This is a genomic window from Saccharopolyspora hirsuta (genome assembly GCF_008630535.1).
Classification (GTDB): Bacteria; Actinomycetota; Actinomycetes; order Mycobacteriales; family Pseudonocardiaceae; genus Saccharopolyspora; species Saccharopolyspora hirsuta.
On sequence record NZ_VWPH01000015.1, the window covers coordinates 98,303 to 111,180 of the forward strand.

Below are 12,878 nucleotides of genomic sequence, written 5' to 3' on the forward strand. Positions count from 1 at the left end.
AGGACGTTCAGGTGCGCGTTGTCCGAGCGCGTGACCCGGCTCGGCGGCCTGTTCGCGATCACCCAGCAGCTCGATCTTCAGGAGGCCCAGTGAGTTCGTCGTCGCCCGTCATCGCCGTCACCATGGGGGACGGGGCCGGTATCGGTCCCGAGGTCGTGGTCGGCGCGCTCGCCGACGCGGCCGTGCACGAGCTGTGCCGCCCCCTGGTCATCGGGGACGCCCGCCGCTTGCGGGAAGCCGCCCGGCTGCGCGGCGCGGAGGTCGAGGTCGTCGAGGTCGGCTCGGTCGCCGAAGCGCGCTTCGCGCCCGGGCGCATCGACGTCGTCGACCTCGGCCTGCTGCCGGCGGATCTGCCGTGGGGGCAGCTGAGCGCGGCGGCGGGCGAAGCGGCCTACCAGTACGTGCGCGTCGCCGCGGAACTCGCGGTCGCGGGGGAGGTGCAGGCGATCTGCACGGCCCCGCTCAACAAGGAGGCGCTGCACGCCGCCGGGCACCTCTACCCCGGGCACACCGAGCTGCTCGCCGCGCTCACCGGCACCGAGGAGGTGTCGATGATGCTGTCCACGCCCAAGGTCAAGGTCATCCACGTGACCACGCACATCGGGCTGATCGACGCCATCGCCCGGATCGAGCCCGGCCTGGTGGCGCGCACGGTTCGCCGCGGCCACCAGGCGATCCGCGCCTCGGGCGTCGACTCGCCGGTCATCGGCGTCTGCGGGATCAACCCGCACGCCGGGGAGAACGGGCTGTTCGGCGCGGGCGAGGAGGAGGAGAAGATCGTCCCGGCGCTGGAGCAGCTGCGCGCCGAGGGCGTCGACGCGCGCGGCCCGCTGCCCGCGGACACCGCGTTCTTCCTCGCCAGCCGCGGGGACTACGACCTGATCGTGGCGATGTACCACGACCAGGGGCACGCGCCGGTCAAGGTGCTGGGCATCGAGGCGGGCGTCAACATCACCGTGGGGCTGCCGGTGATCCGCACGTCGGTGGACCACGGGACGGCCTTCGACATCGCCGGGACCGGCACGGCCGAGGTGGGTAGCATGGTCGAGGCGCTGCGCCAGGCCGCGGACCTGGCACCGGTTTCCGTCGGCTGAAGGGGACAGCGAGTGGCCCGCGATTCCAAGCTCCGCCGGGAGGCCATCGTCCAGCTGGCCACCACCACCGGTCTGACCGGCGTGGACGAGCTGTCCGCCCACTTCGGCGTCACCGCGTCGACCATCCGGCGCGACCTCGCCCAGCTCGAGCGGGCGGGCGCGCTGGCCCGCACCTACGGCGGGGCGATGGCGATCGTCGCCCACCCGGAGGCGAGCCTGCGCCAGCGCGTCGGCGAGGAGTTCGAGGCCAAGCGCGCCATCGCCCGGTGGGCGGCCCGCCAGCTCGCGGCGGGTGAAACGGTGCTGCTCGACGCGGGTTCGACCACCGGCGCGCTCGCCCACGAGCTGCGCAACGGCCCGGCGCTGACCGTGGTGACGACCGGCATGACGGCCCTGCAGGAGCTGGCCTCGGCCGAGGCGGTGACCGTGGAGTGCCTCGGCGGGGTGCTCCGCCCGAAGAGCCAGGGCTTCATCGGCCCGCTGGCCGAAGCCGCGCTGGAACGGCGGACTTTCGACCGGGTCTTCCTGGGCGCGGACGGGGTCACCGCGGAGGACGGCATCTGCGAGGCCGACATCCGCCAGACCCGCCTCAAGGAGCTGATGGCGCGCCGCAGCGACCGCGTGTACGTGCTGGTCCACGCGGCCAAGATCGGCCGCCGCCCGTTCCACGCCTGGGCGCCGCTTCCTCCTAAGTGGACACTCGTGACGGACGCGTCGGCGGCGGAAGCCGACCTGGAGCCGTTCCGCGCCAGGGGCGTCGAGGTGGTCCTCGCCGACGAGAACGGCGACGACGTGTCGGGAAGTACCGCTTCCTCCCGTTAGCGCGTTCTCGTTGCGGGCAGCCGGGAATCGCGCGGAAAGCCGGTGCGCCATACTTGTTCCCGCGATGATCGCGCGTGGTTCGGGAGGCCAGTGATGACCAGCATGAGCCGGGTTTACCTGCGGGCGGCGCAGGCGGCGGTGGAGCTGCTCCGGAATCCGGCGGTGGCCGAGGCCTGGGACCGGCCCAGCTCGCTGCCGGAGTTCAGCGTCCGCGGCCTGGCCGGGCACCTGGGGTCCCAGGTCCTGTACGTCACCCGGCTGCTGGCGGCGGAGCCGGTGGCGGAGCGACCGCTGACCCTGGCCGGGTTCTACGCCGCGGCCCAGGCGTTCCACACCGACATCGATTCGGACGTCAACGTCCGCATCCGCAAGATGGGCGAGGACGCGGCGGACGGCGGCGTCGAGGCGCTGGCCGCCGAGGTCGCCGCGGCCGTCGAGGAGCAGCGCGCCGCGCTGGCCGCGGAATCCGACGACCGGGTCGTCTCCTTCGGGCAGCGGCCGGTGCTGCTGACGGACTTCCTGCTCACGCGCATGATGGAGATCGCGGTGCACTCCGACGACCTGGCCCACAGCGCGGGCATCGCAACGCCGGAACTCCCGGAGGAGGTCGTCGAACCGGTGCTCGGGCTGCTCGCCAAGCTCGCCGTCCTGCGCCACGGCCAGACCTCGGTGCTGCGCGCGCTGAGCCGCGCCGAACGAGCCCCGGAAACCATCGCCGCCATCTGAGCCGCTGGTGCGGCGAAGCGCCGGTGGCCGGATCGCGGCTTGGATATGATCCGCGCATGATGTCCGATCTGCCCGACCGCCGGGGCGAGATGCGCGCTTCCAACGCCGACCGCGATGCGGTCGTGCAGCGTTTGCAGGAGGCCGCGGGCGAGGGCCGCATCGACCTCGCCGAGCTGGCCGAGCGGGTGGACCGGGCGCTGGCCGCCAAGACCTACGCCGAGCTGGAACCGCTCACCGCCGACCTGCCGTCGGCGCGCGTGATCGACCAGGGCGAGCCGCTGGTCCTCAAGGGCGGGCTGCACGGCGCTTCGCGGACCGGGCGTTGGCAGGTGCCCGCGCAGATCAGCGCGCACGGCGGGATGGGCGGCGTGAAGCTCGACTTCAGCCAGGTCGACTGCCGACTGCCGGTGATCGAGCTGGAGGCGCACGGCCAGCTGGCCGGGGTGACCATCGTGATCCCCGAGGGCTGGTCCGCCGAGACCGACGACGTGGACCCGGGGTTGGGCGGCCTGAAGGACAAGACCACCCCCGACCGCCACCCCGGCGCACCCGTGGTCCGCCTCACCGGGACCGGCGGGGCGGCCGGAGTGGTCATCCGCCACCCCAACGCCTGGGAACGCCGGAAGCTCCGCCGCAACCGCTGAGCGGAGCGCGGGCGACTAGTTCTTCCGCCCGACGCCGCCGGTCATGAAGCGGGCCGCGATGGAGGTCGCGTCGGTGACCGGCTCGTCCGGGCGCCACAGCGGCAGCGGCACGATCCCGGGGGTGAGGAGTTCCAGCCCGGTGAAGAACTCGGCCAGCTCCTGCGGGGTGCGGACGCGACCGGTGCCCAGCTGGGACAGCAGGACCTTCTCCAGCTCGGCCGATTCCGGTGCGTCGCCGAGCCTGGTGAAGTTGGTGATGAAGAAGAAGGAGCCGGGTGCCACGGCCTCGCGCAGGGCGTCGACGATGCCGCGCGGGTCCTCCTCGTCGAGGAGGTGGTGCAGGATGCCGCACAGGATCACGCACACCGGCTGGTCGAAGTCGATCAGCGCGCGGGTGTCCGGGTGCGCGAGCACCCGCTGCGGTTCGCGGATGTCGGCGGTGACGACCCGGGTGTTGTCGTCGTTGGCCAGGATCGCGCGGCCGTGCGCGAGCACGATGGGGTCGATGTCGACGTAGACGACCCGGGCTTCAGGGTTGGCCTCCTGGGCGACCTCGTGGGTGTTCCGGGCGGTCGGCAGCCCCGAACCCAGGTCGAGGAACTGGGTGATCCCCTCCTCCGCGGCGAGGTGGCGCACCACCCGGTGCAGGATCGCCCGGTTGTGGATCGCGATCTCCTTGAGCTCCGGCATCACCGCGAGGCTGGCCTCGGCCACCGCCCGGTCCACGGCGTAGTTGTCCTTGCCGTCGAGCATCACGTCGTAGACCCGAGCCGCGGTCGGCACCCCGGTGTCCAGGTCGGCCGAGGGCCCGGTGCGGCTCTCGCGGCCACGGGCCCAGCTCAGGTGATCAGACGACATGGAGAACTCCTTCGACGTTCCGGCGACGCGGGCATCGTAACCACCCGGCCACTCCTCGTCACCCGGGCGTGATCATGGAATGATGCCCCGCGTGACCGCGGAGGTGGATGTGCGCGAGCATCGGGCGTTGTACGGGTGCATGGGGCTCGGCGGGAGCTGGGACGGCGAACCGCTCAGCGCCGGGGACGTCGCGGCGGCCGAGGCTGCCGTGCAGGCGGCGCTGGACGTCGGGATCACCATGTTCGACCACGCCGACATCTACCGGAACGGCAAGGCCGAGGCCGCTTTCGGCGAGGTCCTGTCCCGCTCGGCCGGGTTGCGCGAGCGGATCGTGCTGCAGACCAAGTGCGGCATCCGGTTGGCCGACGGCGACCGGCCCGGGATCTACGACCTGCGCGGGCGCAGCATCGTCCAGCGCGTCGAGGAGAGCCTCACCCGGCTCCGGACCGACGTGATCGACGTGCTCCTGCTGCACCGGCCGGACCCGCTGGCCGATCCGGCGGACGTCGCCAAGGCGCTCATGTCGTTGCACGAGCAGGGGCTCGTCCGGCACTTCGGCGTGTCCAACATGAACGCCGCGCAGATAGACCACCTCCAAGCGCACCTCGGGGTGCCGCTGGTCGCCAACCAGCTGGAGATGAGCCTGCACCGGCGCGACTGGTGCGAGGCCGGGGTGCTGGTCAACACCCCGGAAGCCGCGGCCAACGGCTTCCCGGCCGGGACGGTCGAGCACTGCTGGCGCAACGAGATCGCCCTGCAGGCGTGGGGGCCGCTCGCGCAGGGCCGCTTCACCGGTCGCGAGGAGACCGCGACCGAGCGGGCGACCGCGCAGCTCGTCGCGGAACTGGCGGCCGAGAAGGGCACCTCGCCGGAGACGGTCGTGCTGTGGTGGCTGCAGCGCCACCCGGCCGGGATCGCGCCGGTGATCGGCAGCGCGAACCCGGACCGCATCCGGGCCTGCCGGGACGCGGTCCAGCGGGAACCGGAGCTCACCCACGAGGAGTGGTACCGGCTCTGGATCACCGCCCGCGGCGAAGCCCTGCCCTGACGGCGGGACCTATTCGGCCGGTTCGTCCTGCAGCACGCGGTGGACGAAGGCCAGGAACTGCTGGCGCTCCTCGGGGTTCAGCACCGCCAGCATCTGGTCGCTCACCGAGATGACCGACGGGCCCAGCCGCTGGGCCACCGCCCGGCCGTCGGCGGTGAGGCGCACCAGCTTGCGCCGCTTGTCGGCCTGGTCCTTGGTGAGCTCGACCAGGCCGCGCCGCCGCAGCCGGTCGAGCAGCGGCGCCGCGGTGGACTTGTCCAGGTGCGCCAGCGAGCCCAGCGTCCCCTGGTCCAGGTCGCCGTGGATCTCCAGCAGGCTGAGCACGGTGAACTGAGGTCCGGTGAGGTCGCGGTCCACCTGCTCGTACCACAGCCGGGTGTGCAGCTGGTTCAGCCGACGGGCCAGCGGCCCGAGCCCACCGATCGCGGCCGCCAACATCTCGCCGACATCCCGATCGGACGCCACTCCGGCCTCCCCACTCCCACGAAGACGTGCACGAACTATATCGCCGGCGGGGGAGCGGGACGAGTTAGGGCGTACACGGAACAAATTTCGGCGAGAGTCTTGCGGGTCACACCACACGTCGTATACAACAAGTACACCGATTGTTCAGCGAGCTCCGCAGCCGCGAAAAGCGGTGCGGGGCAAGGGGGCTCGGCGGTTGCGCCAACAACCACCGAGCCGGGCAGCACCATCCGCGCACTCGTCCCGATCGCCTACGGCCAGGTAGGCGGACGTTGCGCGGCTCGTCAGATCGCGACGGTTCGACCCAGGAGTCGACTATGGCAACTGCCAGCAGAAATCCTAGCAGTCGAAGAACCCACACCAGCCTCCCGGTGATCGCCGGGTCGAGCCTCGCCGGGACGGCGGTGGAGTGGTACGACTTCTTCCTCTACGGAACAGCCGCTGCGCTGGTCTTCAACGAGCTCTACTTCCCCGCGGAAGATCCGCTGGTCGGCACCTTGCTGGCGTTCGCGACCTACGCCGTCGGCTTCGTCGCCCGCCCGCTCGGGGCCGCGGTCCTCGGGCACTACGGCGACGTCAAGGGCCGACGCGCGACCCTGATCGCAAGCCTGCTGCTGATGGGGATCTCGACCTTCCTCATCGCGTTCCTGCCGCCGTACGAGTCGATCGGCGTTGCCGCGCCGATCATCCTGGTGGTGCTCCGGCTGGTGCAGGGCATCGCGCTCGGCGGTGAGTGGGGCGGTGCGGTGCTCCTCGTGTCCGAGCACGGGGATTCGAAGCGCCGGGCGTTCTGGGCGGCGTGGCCGAACCTGGGGCCACCGCTGGGGAATCTGCTCGCCGCCGGTGTCCTGTCCGTCCTCAGTGGAGTCATGCCGGAGGAGGCCTTCCTGGCCTGGGGCTGGCGCATCGCCTTCGGGCTGTCCGCGCTGCTCGTGGTGATCGGCCTGGTGCTGCGGCTCTACGTCGCGGAAACGCCGCTGTTCGAGCAGATGCGCTCGCAGAACCGGCCGCGGACCGCGCCGCTCGGGCTCGCGGTTCGCGGCCACTGGCGGCAGATCCTGCTCGCCGCCTTCTCCCGGTTCGGGGAGAACGCGGGCTTCTACCTGTTCTCGCTGTTCGTCATCACCTACGTCACGCAGATCCAGGGCCTGGGCCGCGCCACCGGGCTGAACGCGGTGATGATCGGCATGGTCGTCGCGCTGCCCGCGATCCCGGCGTTCGCGGTGCTCGCCGACCGGATCGGCCGCCGTCCCGTCTACATCGGAGCGTCGATCGCCACGGTGGGGTGGGCGTTCGCCTTCTTCGCCCTGCTGGACACCGGGAATCCGGTGGCGATCGCGGCTGCCGTGGTCGGCGGCATGCTGATCTTCAGCGCTTACAGCGCGGTCATCGGCGCGTTCTTCTCGGAGCTTTTCCCCACCGAGGTGCGCTACTCGGGCGTCTCGCTGGCCTACAACCTCGCCTCGGTCCTCGCGGGCTCGCTGGCGCCGATCATCGCCATCGCCCTCTACTCGGCGTTCGGCAGCGGGTACGCGATCAGCGCCTACCTGGCGGCGATGGGCGCGGTGTCGCTCGGCGCGGCGCTGCTCGCCACCGAGACCAGGTCCGTCGACCTGGCCGAGGTCGGCGCGGAGAGCTCCGCCGCGCCAGCGCGCGCTCGCTGATCTGTCCACATCGGACTCTTTTCGCGTCCGGCTGCCCCGCCGGACGACTCGACCCGCATCCACTGCACGACCGAAGGGATTCACCATGCGCACCGGAGCCGACTACCTGGCTTCGCTCGACGACGGACGCGTCGTGCTCGTCGACGGCGAGCAGGTCGACGTCACCACCCACCCGGCCTTCGCGCCGGTGGCCCGCACCATCGCGGAGCTCTACGACATCGCGGCCGAGCCGGGCAGCGGGATGCAGTGCACCGCACCGGAAACCGGTGCCACCGCCAACCGCGTCTTCGGCATCCCGCGCAGCCGGGAGGAGCTGAAGCTGCGCCGGGAGGCGATCGAGACCTGGGCCCGGCACACGCACGGCTGGGTGGGCCGCAGCCCGGACCACGTCGGGACCTTCCTGGCCGCGTTCGCGGCGCACCCGGAGGTCTTCGCCGACTTCTCCGCCAACGTTACGGCCTTCCACCGGCGGCTGCTGGCGGAGGACCTGTACGTCTCCTACGCCATCATCCCGCCGCAGGTCTCCCGCGCCACCACCGCATCCGGCTGGGAGGGCGAGTACCTCCAGGTCGGGGTGGTGCGGGAGACCGAGGAGGGCATCGTGGTCCGCGGTTCGCAGATGCTGGCGACCGGGGCGGCGATCGCCGACGAGATCTTCGTGTCCTGCATCAAGCCGCTGGGCCCCGACGACCAGGACTTCGCCCTCGGCTTCGTGGTGCCCGCCGCGGCGCCCGGCCTCAAGCTGCTCTGCCGCCGCCCGTACGCCCCGGCGGCGACCAGCGCGTTCGACTACCCGCTGACCAGCCGCTACGACGAGCCCGACGCGCTGGTGGTGTTCGACGACGTGCTGATCCCGTGGGACCGCGTCTTCGTCAACCGGGACACCGCCGGGGTGCGCCGCCAGTTCTTCGACACCGGTGCGCACGTCCTGGGCAACTGGCAGGCGCAGATCCGGTTCGCCACCAAGCTGAAGTTCATCGCCGGGGTCGCGCGCCGGGTCACCCAGGTCAACGGGGTGGACAAGATCCCCAGCGTGCAGGAGAAGCTGGGGGAGCTGGCGGCCCTCGTCTCCGGGGTTGAGTCCGCGGTGCTCGCCGCCGAGTACACCGCCACCGAGGACGACGCCGGGATGTGGCTGCCGGGCAAGCGCGCGCTGTACGGGTCGATGGGGTTGCAGTCGGAGACCTACCCGCGCGTGCTGGCGATCCTCCGCGACCTCGTCGGCGGCGGCGTGCTGCAGCTGCCCTCCAGCGCCCGCGACCTGACGAGCCCGCTCACCTCCGGCGACGTCGAGCGCTACGTGCAGTCCCCGGGGGTTTCCTCGGCGGAGCGGGTGAAGTTGTTCAAGCTCGCCTGGGACATCGTCGGTTCCGAGTTCGGCGGGCGGCACCAGCAGTACGAGCTGTTCTACGCCGGAGCGCCCTTCGTGGTCAAAGGCGCGTACTGCTACCGCAACTACGGCTACGAGGAGGTGCTGCACGACGTCGAGCAGTTCCTGAGCTCCTACCAGATCGAAGAGGATTGAGAGGTCAGCATGGCCAAGCCGGAGCACGAGTTCTTCCCCGTCAGCGACGTCGAGTTCACCGTCTGCCCGGGCGACGACCCGAAGATCACCGAGCGGATCCTGGCCGCGGACCCCGAAACCGGGGTGGCCACCCGCATCCTGCGCTACGAACCCGGTGCGGACTCGACCCCGATGGGCGTCCAGGAGCACGACTTCTGGGAGGAGGTGTACATCCTGGAGGGCTCGTTCACCGACCTCACCCTCGGCGAGACCTTCACCGCCGGGATGTACGCCTGCCGCCCGCCGGGGATGCCGCACGGCCCCTGGCGCACCGACGAGGGCGTGGTCACCTTCGAAGTCCGCTACCGCGGGAAGTAGGGCGTGCCATGGCACTTCCAGCCTTCCGAGCGCCGACGGCGGCGGACATGCGCCGCAGCATGGGGCGCTTCACCACCGGGGTGGCGATCGTGTCCAGCGGGGGCGGCGACAACGCCTGCGGCATGACGATCAGCTCGCTGACCTCGATCTGCCTGGACCCGGCGATCCTGCTGGTGTCCCTGACCGAGGGCTCCCGCACCACCGGCATGGTGGCCGCGACCGGCCGGTTCGCGGTCTCGGTCCTCAGCTCCCGGCAGGAGGCGGTCGCCCGCCGCTTCGCCACCCGCGGCGGCGCGCGGTTCGAGGGCCTGGACTGCGAGCACGGCGAGTTCGGGGTGCCGCTGATCGCCGACGCCCTGGTCCACGCCGAGTGCGACGTGCGCAGCGCGCACGACATCGGCGACCACACGGTGTTCTACGGCCAGGTCCGCAACCTGCGCTGCCGGGAGGGAACGGGATTGGTGTTCTACTCCGGCAGGTTCGGCGACTTCCACGACTTCGGCCACGACGAGGTCCCCTGGGTGTTCTGAACCACCGGTCGCGCGGGCACCCCGCCCGCGCGACCGGCCCGCTCGCCGAAGTCCGCCCGGCCGGTGCCCGTAGGCTGGTAAAGTGGTCAAACCTCTACGGCCCGGGCGAGGAGACACGGCATGAGCGTTGAGGACGATCCCTGGGTACCGCTGCGCCAGGGTTCCGTCTCGGACCTGATCGCGGAGCGGATCCTGCACGCGATCAAGTCCCAGGACCTCCAACCCGGGGACCGGCTTCCCCCGGAGCGCGAGCTGGCCGCGCGCCTGGGCACGAGCAGGCCCTCCCTGCGGGAGGCGCTGCGCTCGCTGCGGGCGAGCGGGCACGTCGAGATCAAGCACGGCAGCGGCGTGTTCGTCGCCGACCCCCGCGGGTCCCACGCGCTGCGGGACGCCATCGCCTCCGAGGAGCTCACGCTCACCGAGCTGTTCGACATGCGCGAAGTGCTGGAGGTCCCCGCCACGGCGTGGGCGGCGCGCAACCAGGACCGCGAGCTGCTGGCCAAGGTGACGGAGGCCTTCCACGCGCTGGACCGCTGCGCCCGTTCCGCCGAGATCGACTGGGCCGAGCTGCGCACGCTGGACTCCGCCTTCCACCTCCGGATCGTCGAGGCGGCGGGGAACCGGTTCCTGACGCGCACCGAGACGGTGCTGCAGGACATCCTCGCGCGAGGCATGCAGACCACCCTGCAGCTGCCCGGGCGGCTGGAACGGTCCCGCCGCGACCACGCGCGCATCCACGAAGCCGTCATCGCGGGCGATCCCGTCGCAGCGCGGCGAGCGGCCAAGGCGCACATCGACGGCGCTCGTCGTGCTGCGCTGAAGCACCTGCACGACGAGCGCTCGGCGAACGACGGATCAGGGCAGCCGGACTGACGGGGTGGCCGAGCCCGTGACGCCCGGGTCGAGCCGCAGCAACCGCCCGGCGAGCGGCTGCTCGGCGAGGTCGGCCTCCGACAGCGGGTCGCGGGCGGTCGTCACGAACAGCTCGGCCAGGTCGGCACCGCCGAAGGCCACGCTCGTCGGGTGCGAGACCGGCAGCGGCACGACGCGGTCGAGGCGCCCCTCCGGTGTGTACCGCAGCAGCTGGGAGCCGCCGATCATGGCCACCCACACGCAGCCGTCGGCGTCGACGGTCAGCCCGTCCGGTCGCCCGCCGAGGTCCGAGACGTCGGCGAACGTCCGGCGACCGCGCGGCATTCCCGCATCGGCGTCGTAGTCGAACACGTCGATGCGCAACGTCGGGCTGTCGGCGTAGTAGAGGAGTCCGCCGTCCGGGCTACAGCCGAGACCGTTCGACACCGTCGCCCCGGTGACGATCGGGACCAGCTCGTCGTCGAGTCGGTAGAGCGCGGCGGTGCCCGGATCCTTGTCGGCGTGCATCGTGCCGATCAGCAGCCTGCCCCGCGGGTCGGGGCCGCCGTCGTTGAACCGCATCCGGGGGTGCGGCGGCACGCTCGCGATCTCGCCGACGACGTCCGGGCCGGACACCTCCAGCAGCGCGCTGTCGCGGGCCACGACCGAGGTCCCGCGGGTGGTCGGGAACACCGCGGAGACCTCACCGCCCAGCGGGCACTGCTCGGTGACCCCGTCGGCGGGGTTGGTCCGGTGCACCGCCCCGCCCGTGATGTCCACCCACAGCAGGGTTTTCGCGTCGGCGTCCCAGCACGGCCCTTCACCGAAGCGGGCGCGGACCTCGCCCACCGGGTCGACGCTCATGACGCGGCTCCGACGGCGCGCAGGAACTCGCCCGTCCGCACCCGCAGCTCGGCGGGGTCGAAGGTGCCGTCCGGGGCGGCCCCGAGCAGGTGGTGCCCGACGGCGACGCACGCCGCGCCCGCCGCCACCACCTCGGCGGCCAGCGCGGGGGTCACGCCACCGCTGGCCATCACCACCAGATCCGGCATCGGGCCGCGCAGCTGGCGGAGGTAGTCGGCGCCGACCGCGTTGATCGGGAAGACCTTCACCACGTCGGCACCGGCCTTGCGCGCCGCCATGATCTCGGTCGGGGTGAACGCCCCCGGCACCGACAGCAGACCTTCCTCGCGGGTGCGCTCGACGACCTCGGCGTCGAAGTGCGGCGACACCGCGAAGCGCGCACCGGCGGCCGCCGACGCCGAGACCTGCTCGGGCGTGCTGACCGTGCCCGCACCGATCAGCGCGTCGCCGGGGAGCTCCCGGCTCAGCAGCTCGATCGTCTCCATCGGGCGCTCCCCGGTCATGGTGACCTCGAAGGAGCGCACCCCGGCCTGGTGCAGCGCTTCGCTCAGCCGGAGCACCTGCTGGGGAGCCATGCCCCGGTAGACGACGGTGAGCGGGGACAGGTCCGGATCGGTCATCGGTTCCTCCCGGTGGTGACGTCGCGGGTGCCGACCGGGTCGGGGCGGCGGCTGAGGTGGCGGCCGCCGTCGACCGGGACGATGGTGCCGGTGATGAACGAGGAGGCGTCGGAGGCGAGGAAGGCCACTGCGTCGGCCACCTCGTCCGAGGTCCCGGCGCGGCCGAGCAGCGTCGGTGGTGCGCCGTCGTCACCCCAGCTCCTGCCGTCGAGAGTGGCCAAAGTGGACGGTGTGTTGACCACGCCCGGTGCCACCGCGTTGACCCGCAGCCCCCACGGCGCGAGCTCCACGGCCAACGCCTTCGTGGCCGCCCGCACCCCGCCCTTGCTGGCGACGTAGGGCCCGTAGCCGGGCACCGGCATGGCCTCCTGGAGGCTGCAGAAGTTCACGATCGAACCGCTGGCCTTGCCCACCGCGTGCAGCCCGCGCGCGACGGCGGTGCTCAGCACGCCCGTGGCGACGACGTTCACCGCGAGCACGCGGGTCCAGTCCGCGATGGACGCCTCGAGGAAACCGCCCTGGGGCGGGTAGGCCGCCGCGCAGTTGACCAGCACGTCGAAGCCGGGTTCTGCGGCGGCGAGGTCGGCGAGCGCCTCGAGTTGCGCCGTGTCGGCGAGGTCGAAGACGGCGCCTTCCAGCCGCGCGGCAACGGAATCCTCGCAGCCCTCGGCGATTTCGGCGACGGTCTCGTCGCGGTCGACGCCGAGCACCTCGGCGCCGCGCCGGGCCAGGTCCTGCGCCACGACCCGGCCGATCCCGGTCGCCGCGCCGGTGACGAGCGCCCTGCGCCCGCTGAGCTCGTTCATGCC

General features: G+C 72.1%; 15 protein-coding genes. 10 read left to right on the forward strand and 5 right to left on the reverse strand.

Annotation, left to right across the window (positions count from 1 at the left end; translation table 11 throughout):
* Positions 1-89: 89 nt before the first annotated feature.
* The 4 genes from pdxA (at position 90) to F1721_RS28295 (ending at position 3,286) form a co-directional block, all read left to right on the forward strand.
* Entirely contained in the window at positions 90-1,094 is a 1,005-nt protein-coding gene (gene pdxA / locus F1721_RS28280; protein ID WP_211840661.1) for a 4-hydroxythreonine-4-phosphate dehydrogenase PdxA, read from the forward strand.
* Positions 1,095-1,106: 12 nt separating this feature from the next.
* A complete protein-coding gene (locus tag F1721_RS28285; protein WP_150069849.1) occupies positions 1,107-1,916 on the forward strand; it encodes a DeoR/GlpR family DNA-binding transcription regulator in 810 nt (269 codons plus the stop codon).
* A gap of 93 nt (positions 1,917-2,009) precedes the next feature.
* Positions 2,010-2,642 carry a maleylpyruvate isomerase N-terminal domain-containing protein gene (locus F1721_RS28290; protein WP_150069850.1) on the forward strand — a complete coding sequence of 211 codons (633 nt, stop codon included), beginning with the start codon at positions 2,010-2,012 and terminating at the stop codon, positions 2,640-2,642.
* Between the two features lie 56 nt (positions 2,643-2,698).
* A complete protein-coding gene (locus F1721_RS28295) occupies positions 2,699-3,286 on the forward strand; it encodes a DUF1707 SHOCT-like domain-containing protein (RefSeq protein ID WP_211840662.1) in 588 nt (195 codons plus the stop codon).
* Positions 3,287-3,301: 15 nt separating this feature from the next.
* Here F1721_RS28295 and F1721_RS28300 read toward each other — a convergent pair whose 3' ends face one another.
* Positions 3,302-4,144, reverse strand: a complete 843-nt coding sequence (locus F1721_RS28300) for an SAM-dependent methyltransferase (RefSeq protein WP_150069851.1) — start codon at positions 4,142-4,144, stop codon at positions 3,302-3,304.
* 91 nt (positions 4,145-4,235) lie between these two features.
* On the opposite strand from F1721_RS28300, the gene F1721_RS28305 reads away from it, so the two are divergent.
* A complete protein-coding gene (locus F1721_RS28305; protein WP_246155363.1) occupies positions 4,236-5,192 on the forward strand; it encodes an aldo/keto reductase in 957 nt (318 codons plus the stop codon).
* A gap of 9 nt (positions 5,193-5,201) precedes the next feature.
* Here the strand turns inward: F1721_RS28305 and F1721_RS28310 are convergent, their stop codons facing one another.
* Positions 5,202-5,657 (reverse strand): MarR family winged helix-turn-helix transcriptional regulator, encoded by a 456-nt coding sequence (locus F1721_RS28310; protein WP_211840664.1) that lies wholly within the window; start codon positions 5,655-5,657, stop codon positions 5,202-5,204.
* Between the two features lie 317 nt (positions 5,658-5,974).
* On the opposite strand from F1721_RS28310, the gene F1721_RS28315 reads away from it, so the two are divergent.
* The 5 genes from F1721_RS28315 (at position 5,975) to F1721_RS28335 (ending at position 10,606) form a co-directional block, all read left to right on the forward strand.
* Positions 5,975-7,321 carry an MFS transporter gene (locus F1721_RS28315; RefSeq protein ID WP_150069852.1) on the forward strand — a complete coding sequence of 449 codons (1,347 nt, stop codon included), beginning with the start codon at positions 5,975-5,977 and terminating at the stop codon, positions 7,319-7,321.
* An 85-nt stretch (positions 7,322-7,406) separates the two neighbouring features.
* Complete coding sequence (locus F1721_RS28320) at positions 7,407-8,846, forward strand: 4-hydroxyphenylacetate 3-hydroxylase family protein (RefSeq protein ID WP_150069853.1); 1,440 nt, start codon at positions 7,407-7,409, stop codon at positions 8,844-8,846.
* 9 nt (positions 8,847-8,855) lie between these two features.
* Complete coding sequence (locus F1721_RS28325; protein WP_150069854.1) at positions 8,856-9,203, forward strand: cupin domain-containing protein; 348 nt, start codon at positions 8,856-8,858, stop codon at positions 9,201-9,203.
* Positions 9,204-9,211: 8 nt separating this feature from the next.
* On the forward strand, positions 9,212-9,733 hold the full coding sequence (locus F1721_RS28330; protein WP_150069855.1) for a flavin reductase family protein: 522 nt from the start codon (positions 9,212-9,214) through the stop codon (positions 9,731-9,733).
* A 120-nt stretch (positions 9,734-9,853) separates the two neighbouring features.
* The gene (locus F1721_RS28335) at positions 9,854-10,606 is read left to right on the forward strand and encodes a FadR/GntR family transcriptional regulator (RefSeq protein ID WP_150069856.1); all 753 of its coding nucleotides are present in this window, start codon (positions 9,854-9,856) and stop codon (positions 10,604-10,606) included.
* Here the strand turns inward: F1721_RS28335 and F1721_RS28340 are convergent.
* Genes F1721_RS28340 through F1721_RS28350 form a run of 3 tightly spaced genes read right to left on the reverse strand, consistent with a single transcriptional unit; the run spans position 10,589 to position 12,875 of the window.
* Positions 10,589-11,449 carry an SMP-30/gluconolactonase/LRE family protein gene (locus F1721_RS28340; RefSeq protein WP_150069857.1) on the reverse strand — a complete coding sequence of 287 codons (861 nt, stop codon included), beginning with the start codon at positions 11,447-11,449 and terminating at the stop codon, positions 10,589-10,591. The genes F1721_RS28335 and F1721_RS28340 overlap by 18 nt on opposite strands.
* Entirely contained in the window at positions 11,446-12,069 is a 624-nt protein-coding gene (locus F1721_RS28345) for a bifunctional 4-hydroxy-2-oxoglutarate aldolase/2-dehydro-3-deoxy-phosphogluconate aldolase (RefSeq protein ID WP_150069858.1), read from the reverse strand. Before F1721_RS28345 ends, F1721_RS28340 begins: the two co-directional genes overlap by 4 nt.
* Positions 12,066-12,875 (reverse strand): SDR family NAD(P)-dependent oxidoreductase, encoded by an 810-nt coding sequence (locus F1721_RS28350; protein WP_150069859.1) that lies wholly within the window; start codon positions 12,873-12,875, stop codon positions 12,066-12,068. The genes F1721_RS28345 and F1721_RS28350 overlap by 4 nt, the downstream gene beginning before the upstream one ends.
* Positions 12,876-12,878 lie beyond the last annotated feature (3 nt).

Coding starts and splice junctions, on each gene's coding strand:
- F1721_RS28325 (WP_150069854.1), top strand. CDS start 8,856: ATGGCCAAGCCGGAGCACGAGTTCTTCCCCGTCAGCGACGTCGAGTTC.
- F1721_RS28290 (WP_150069850.1), top strand. CDS start 2,010: ATGACCAGCATGAGCCGGGTTTACCTGCGGGCGGCGCAGGCGGCGGTG.
- F1721_RS28340 (WP_150069857.1), bottom strand. CDS start 11,449: ATGAGCGTCGACCCGGTGGGCGAGGTCCGCGCCCGCTTCGGTGAAGGG.
- F1721_RS28345 (WP_150069858.1), bottom strand. CDS start 12,069: ATGACCGATCCGGACCTGTCCCCGCTCACCGTCGTCTACCGGGGCATG.
- F1721_RS28315 (WP_150069852.1), top strand. CDS start 5,975: ATGGCAACTGCCAGCAGAAATCCTAGCAGTCGAAGAACCCACACCAGC.
- F1721_RS28300 (WP_150069851.1), bottom strand. CDS start 4,144: ATGTCGTCTGATCACCTGAGCTGGGCCCGTGGCCGCGAGAGCCGCACC.
- F1721_RS28350 (WP_150069859.1), bottom strand. CDS start 12,875: ATGAACGAGCTCAGCGGGCGCAGGGCGCTCGTCACCGGCGCGGCGACC.
- F1721_RS28330 (WP_150069855.1), top strand. CDS start 9,212: ATGGCACTTCCAGCCTTCCGAGCGCCGACGGCGGCGGACATGCGCCGC.
- F1721_RS28335 (WP_150069856.1), top strand. CDS start 9,854: ATGAGCGTTGAGGACGATCCCTGGGTACCGCTGCGCCAGGGTTCCGTC.
- F1721_RS28295 (WP_211840662.1), top strand. CDS start 2,699: ATGATGTCCGATCTGCCCGACCGCCGGGGCGAGATGCGCGCTTCCAAC.
- F1721_RS28320 (WP_150069853.1), top strand. CDS start 7,407: ATGCGCACCGGAGCCGACTACCTGGCTTCGCTCGACGACGGACGCGTC.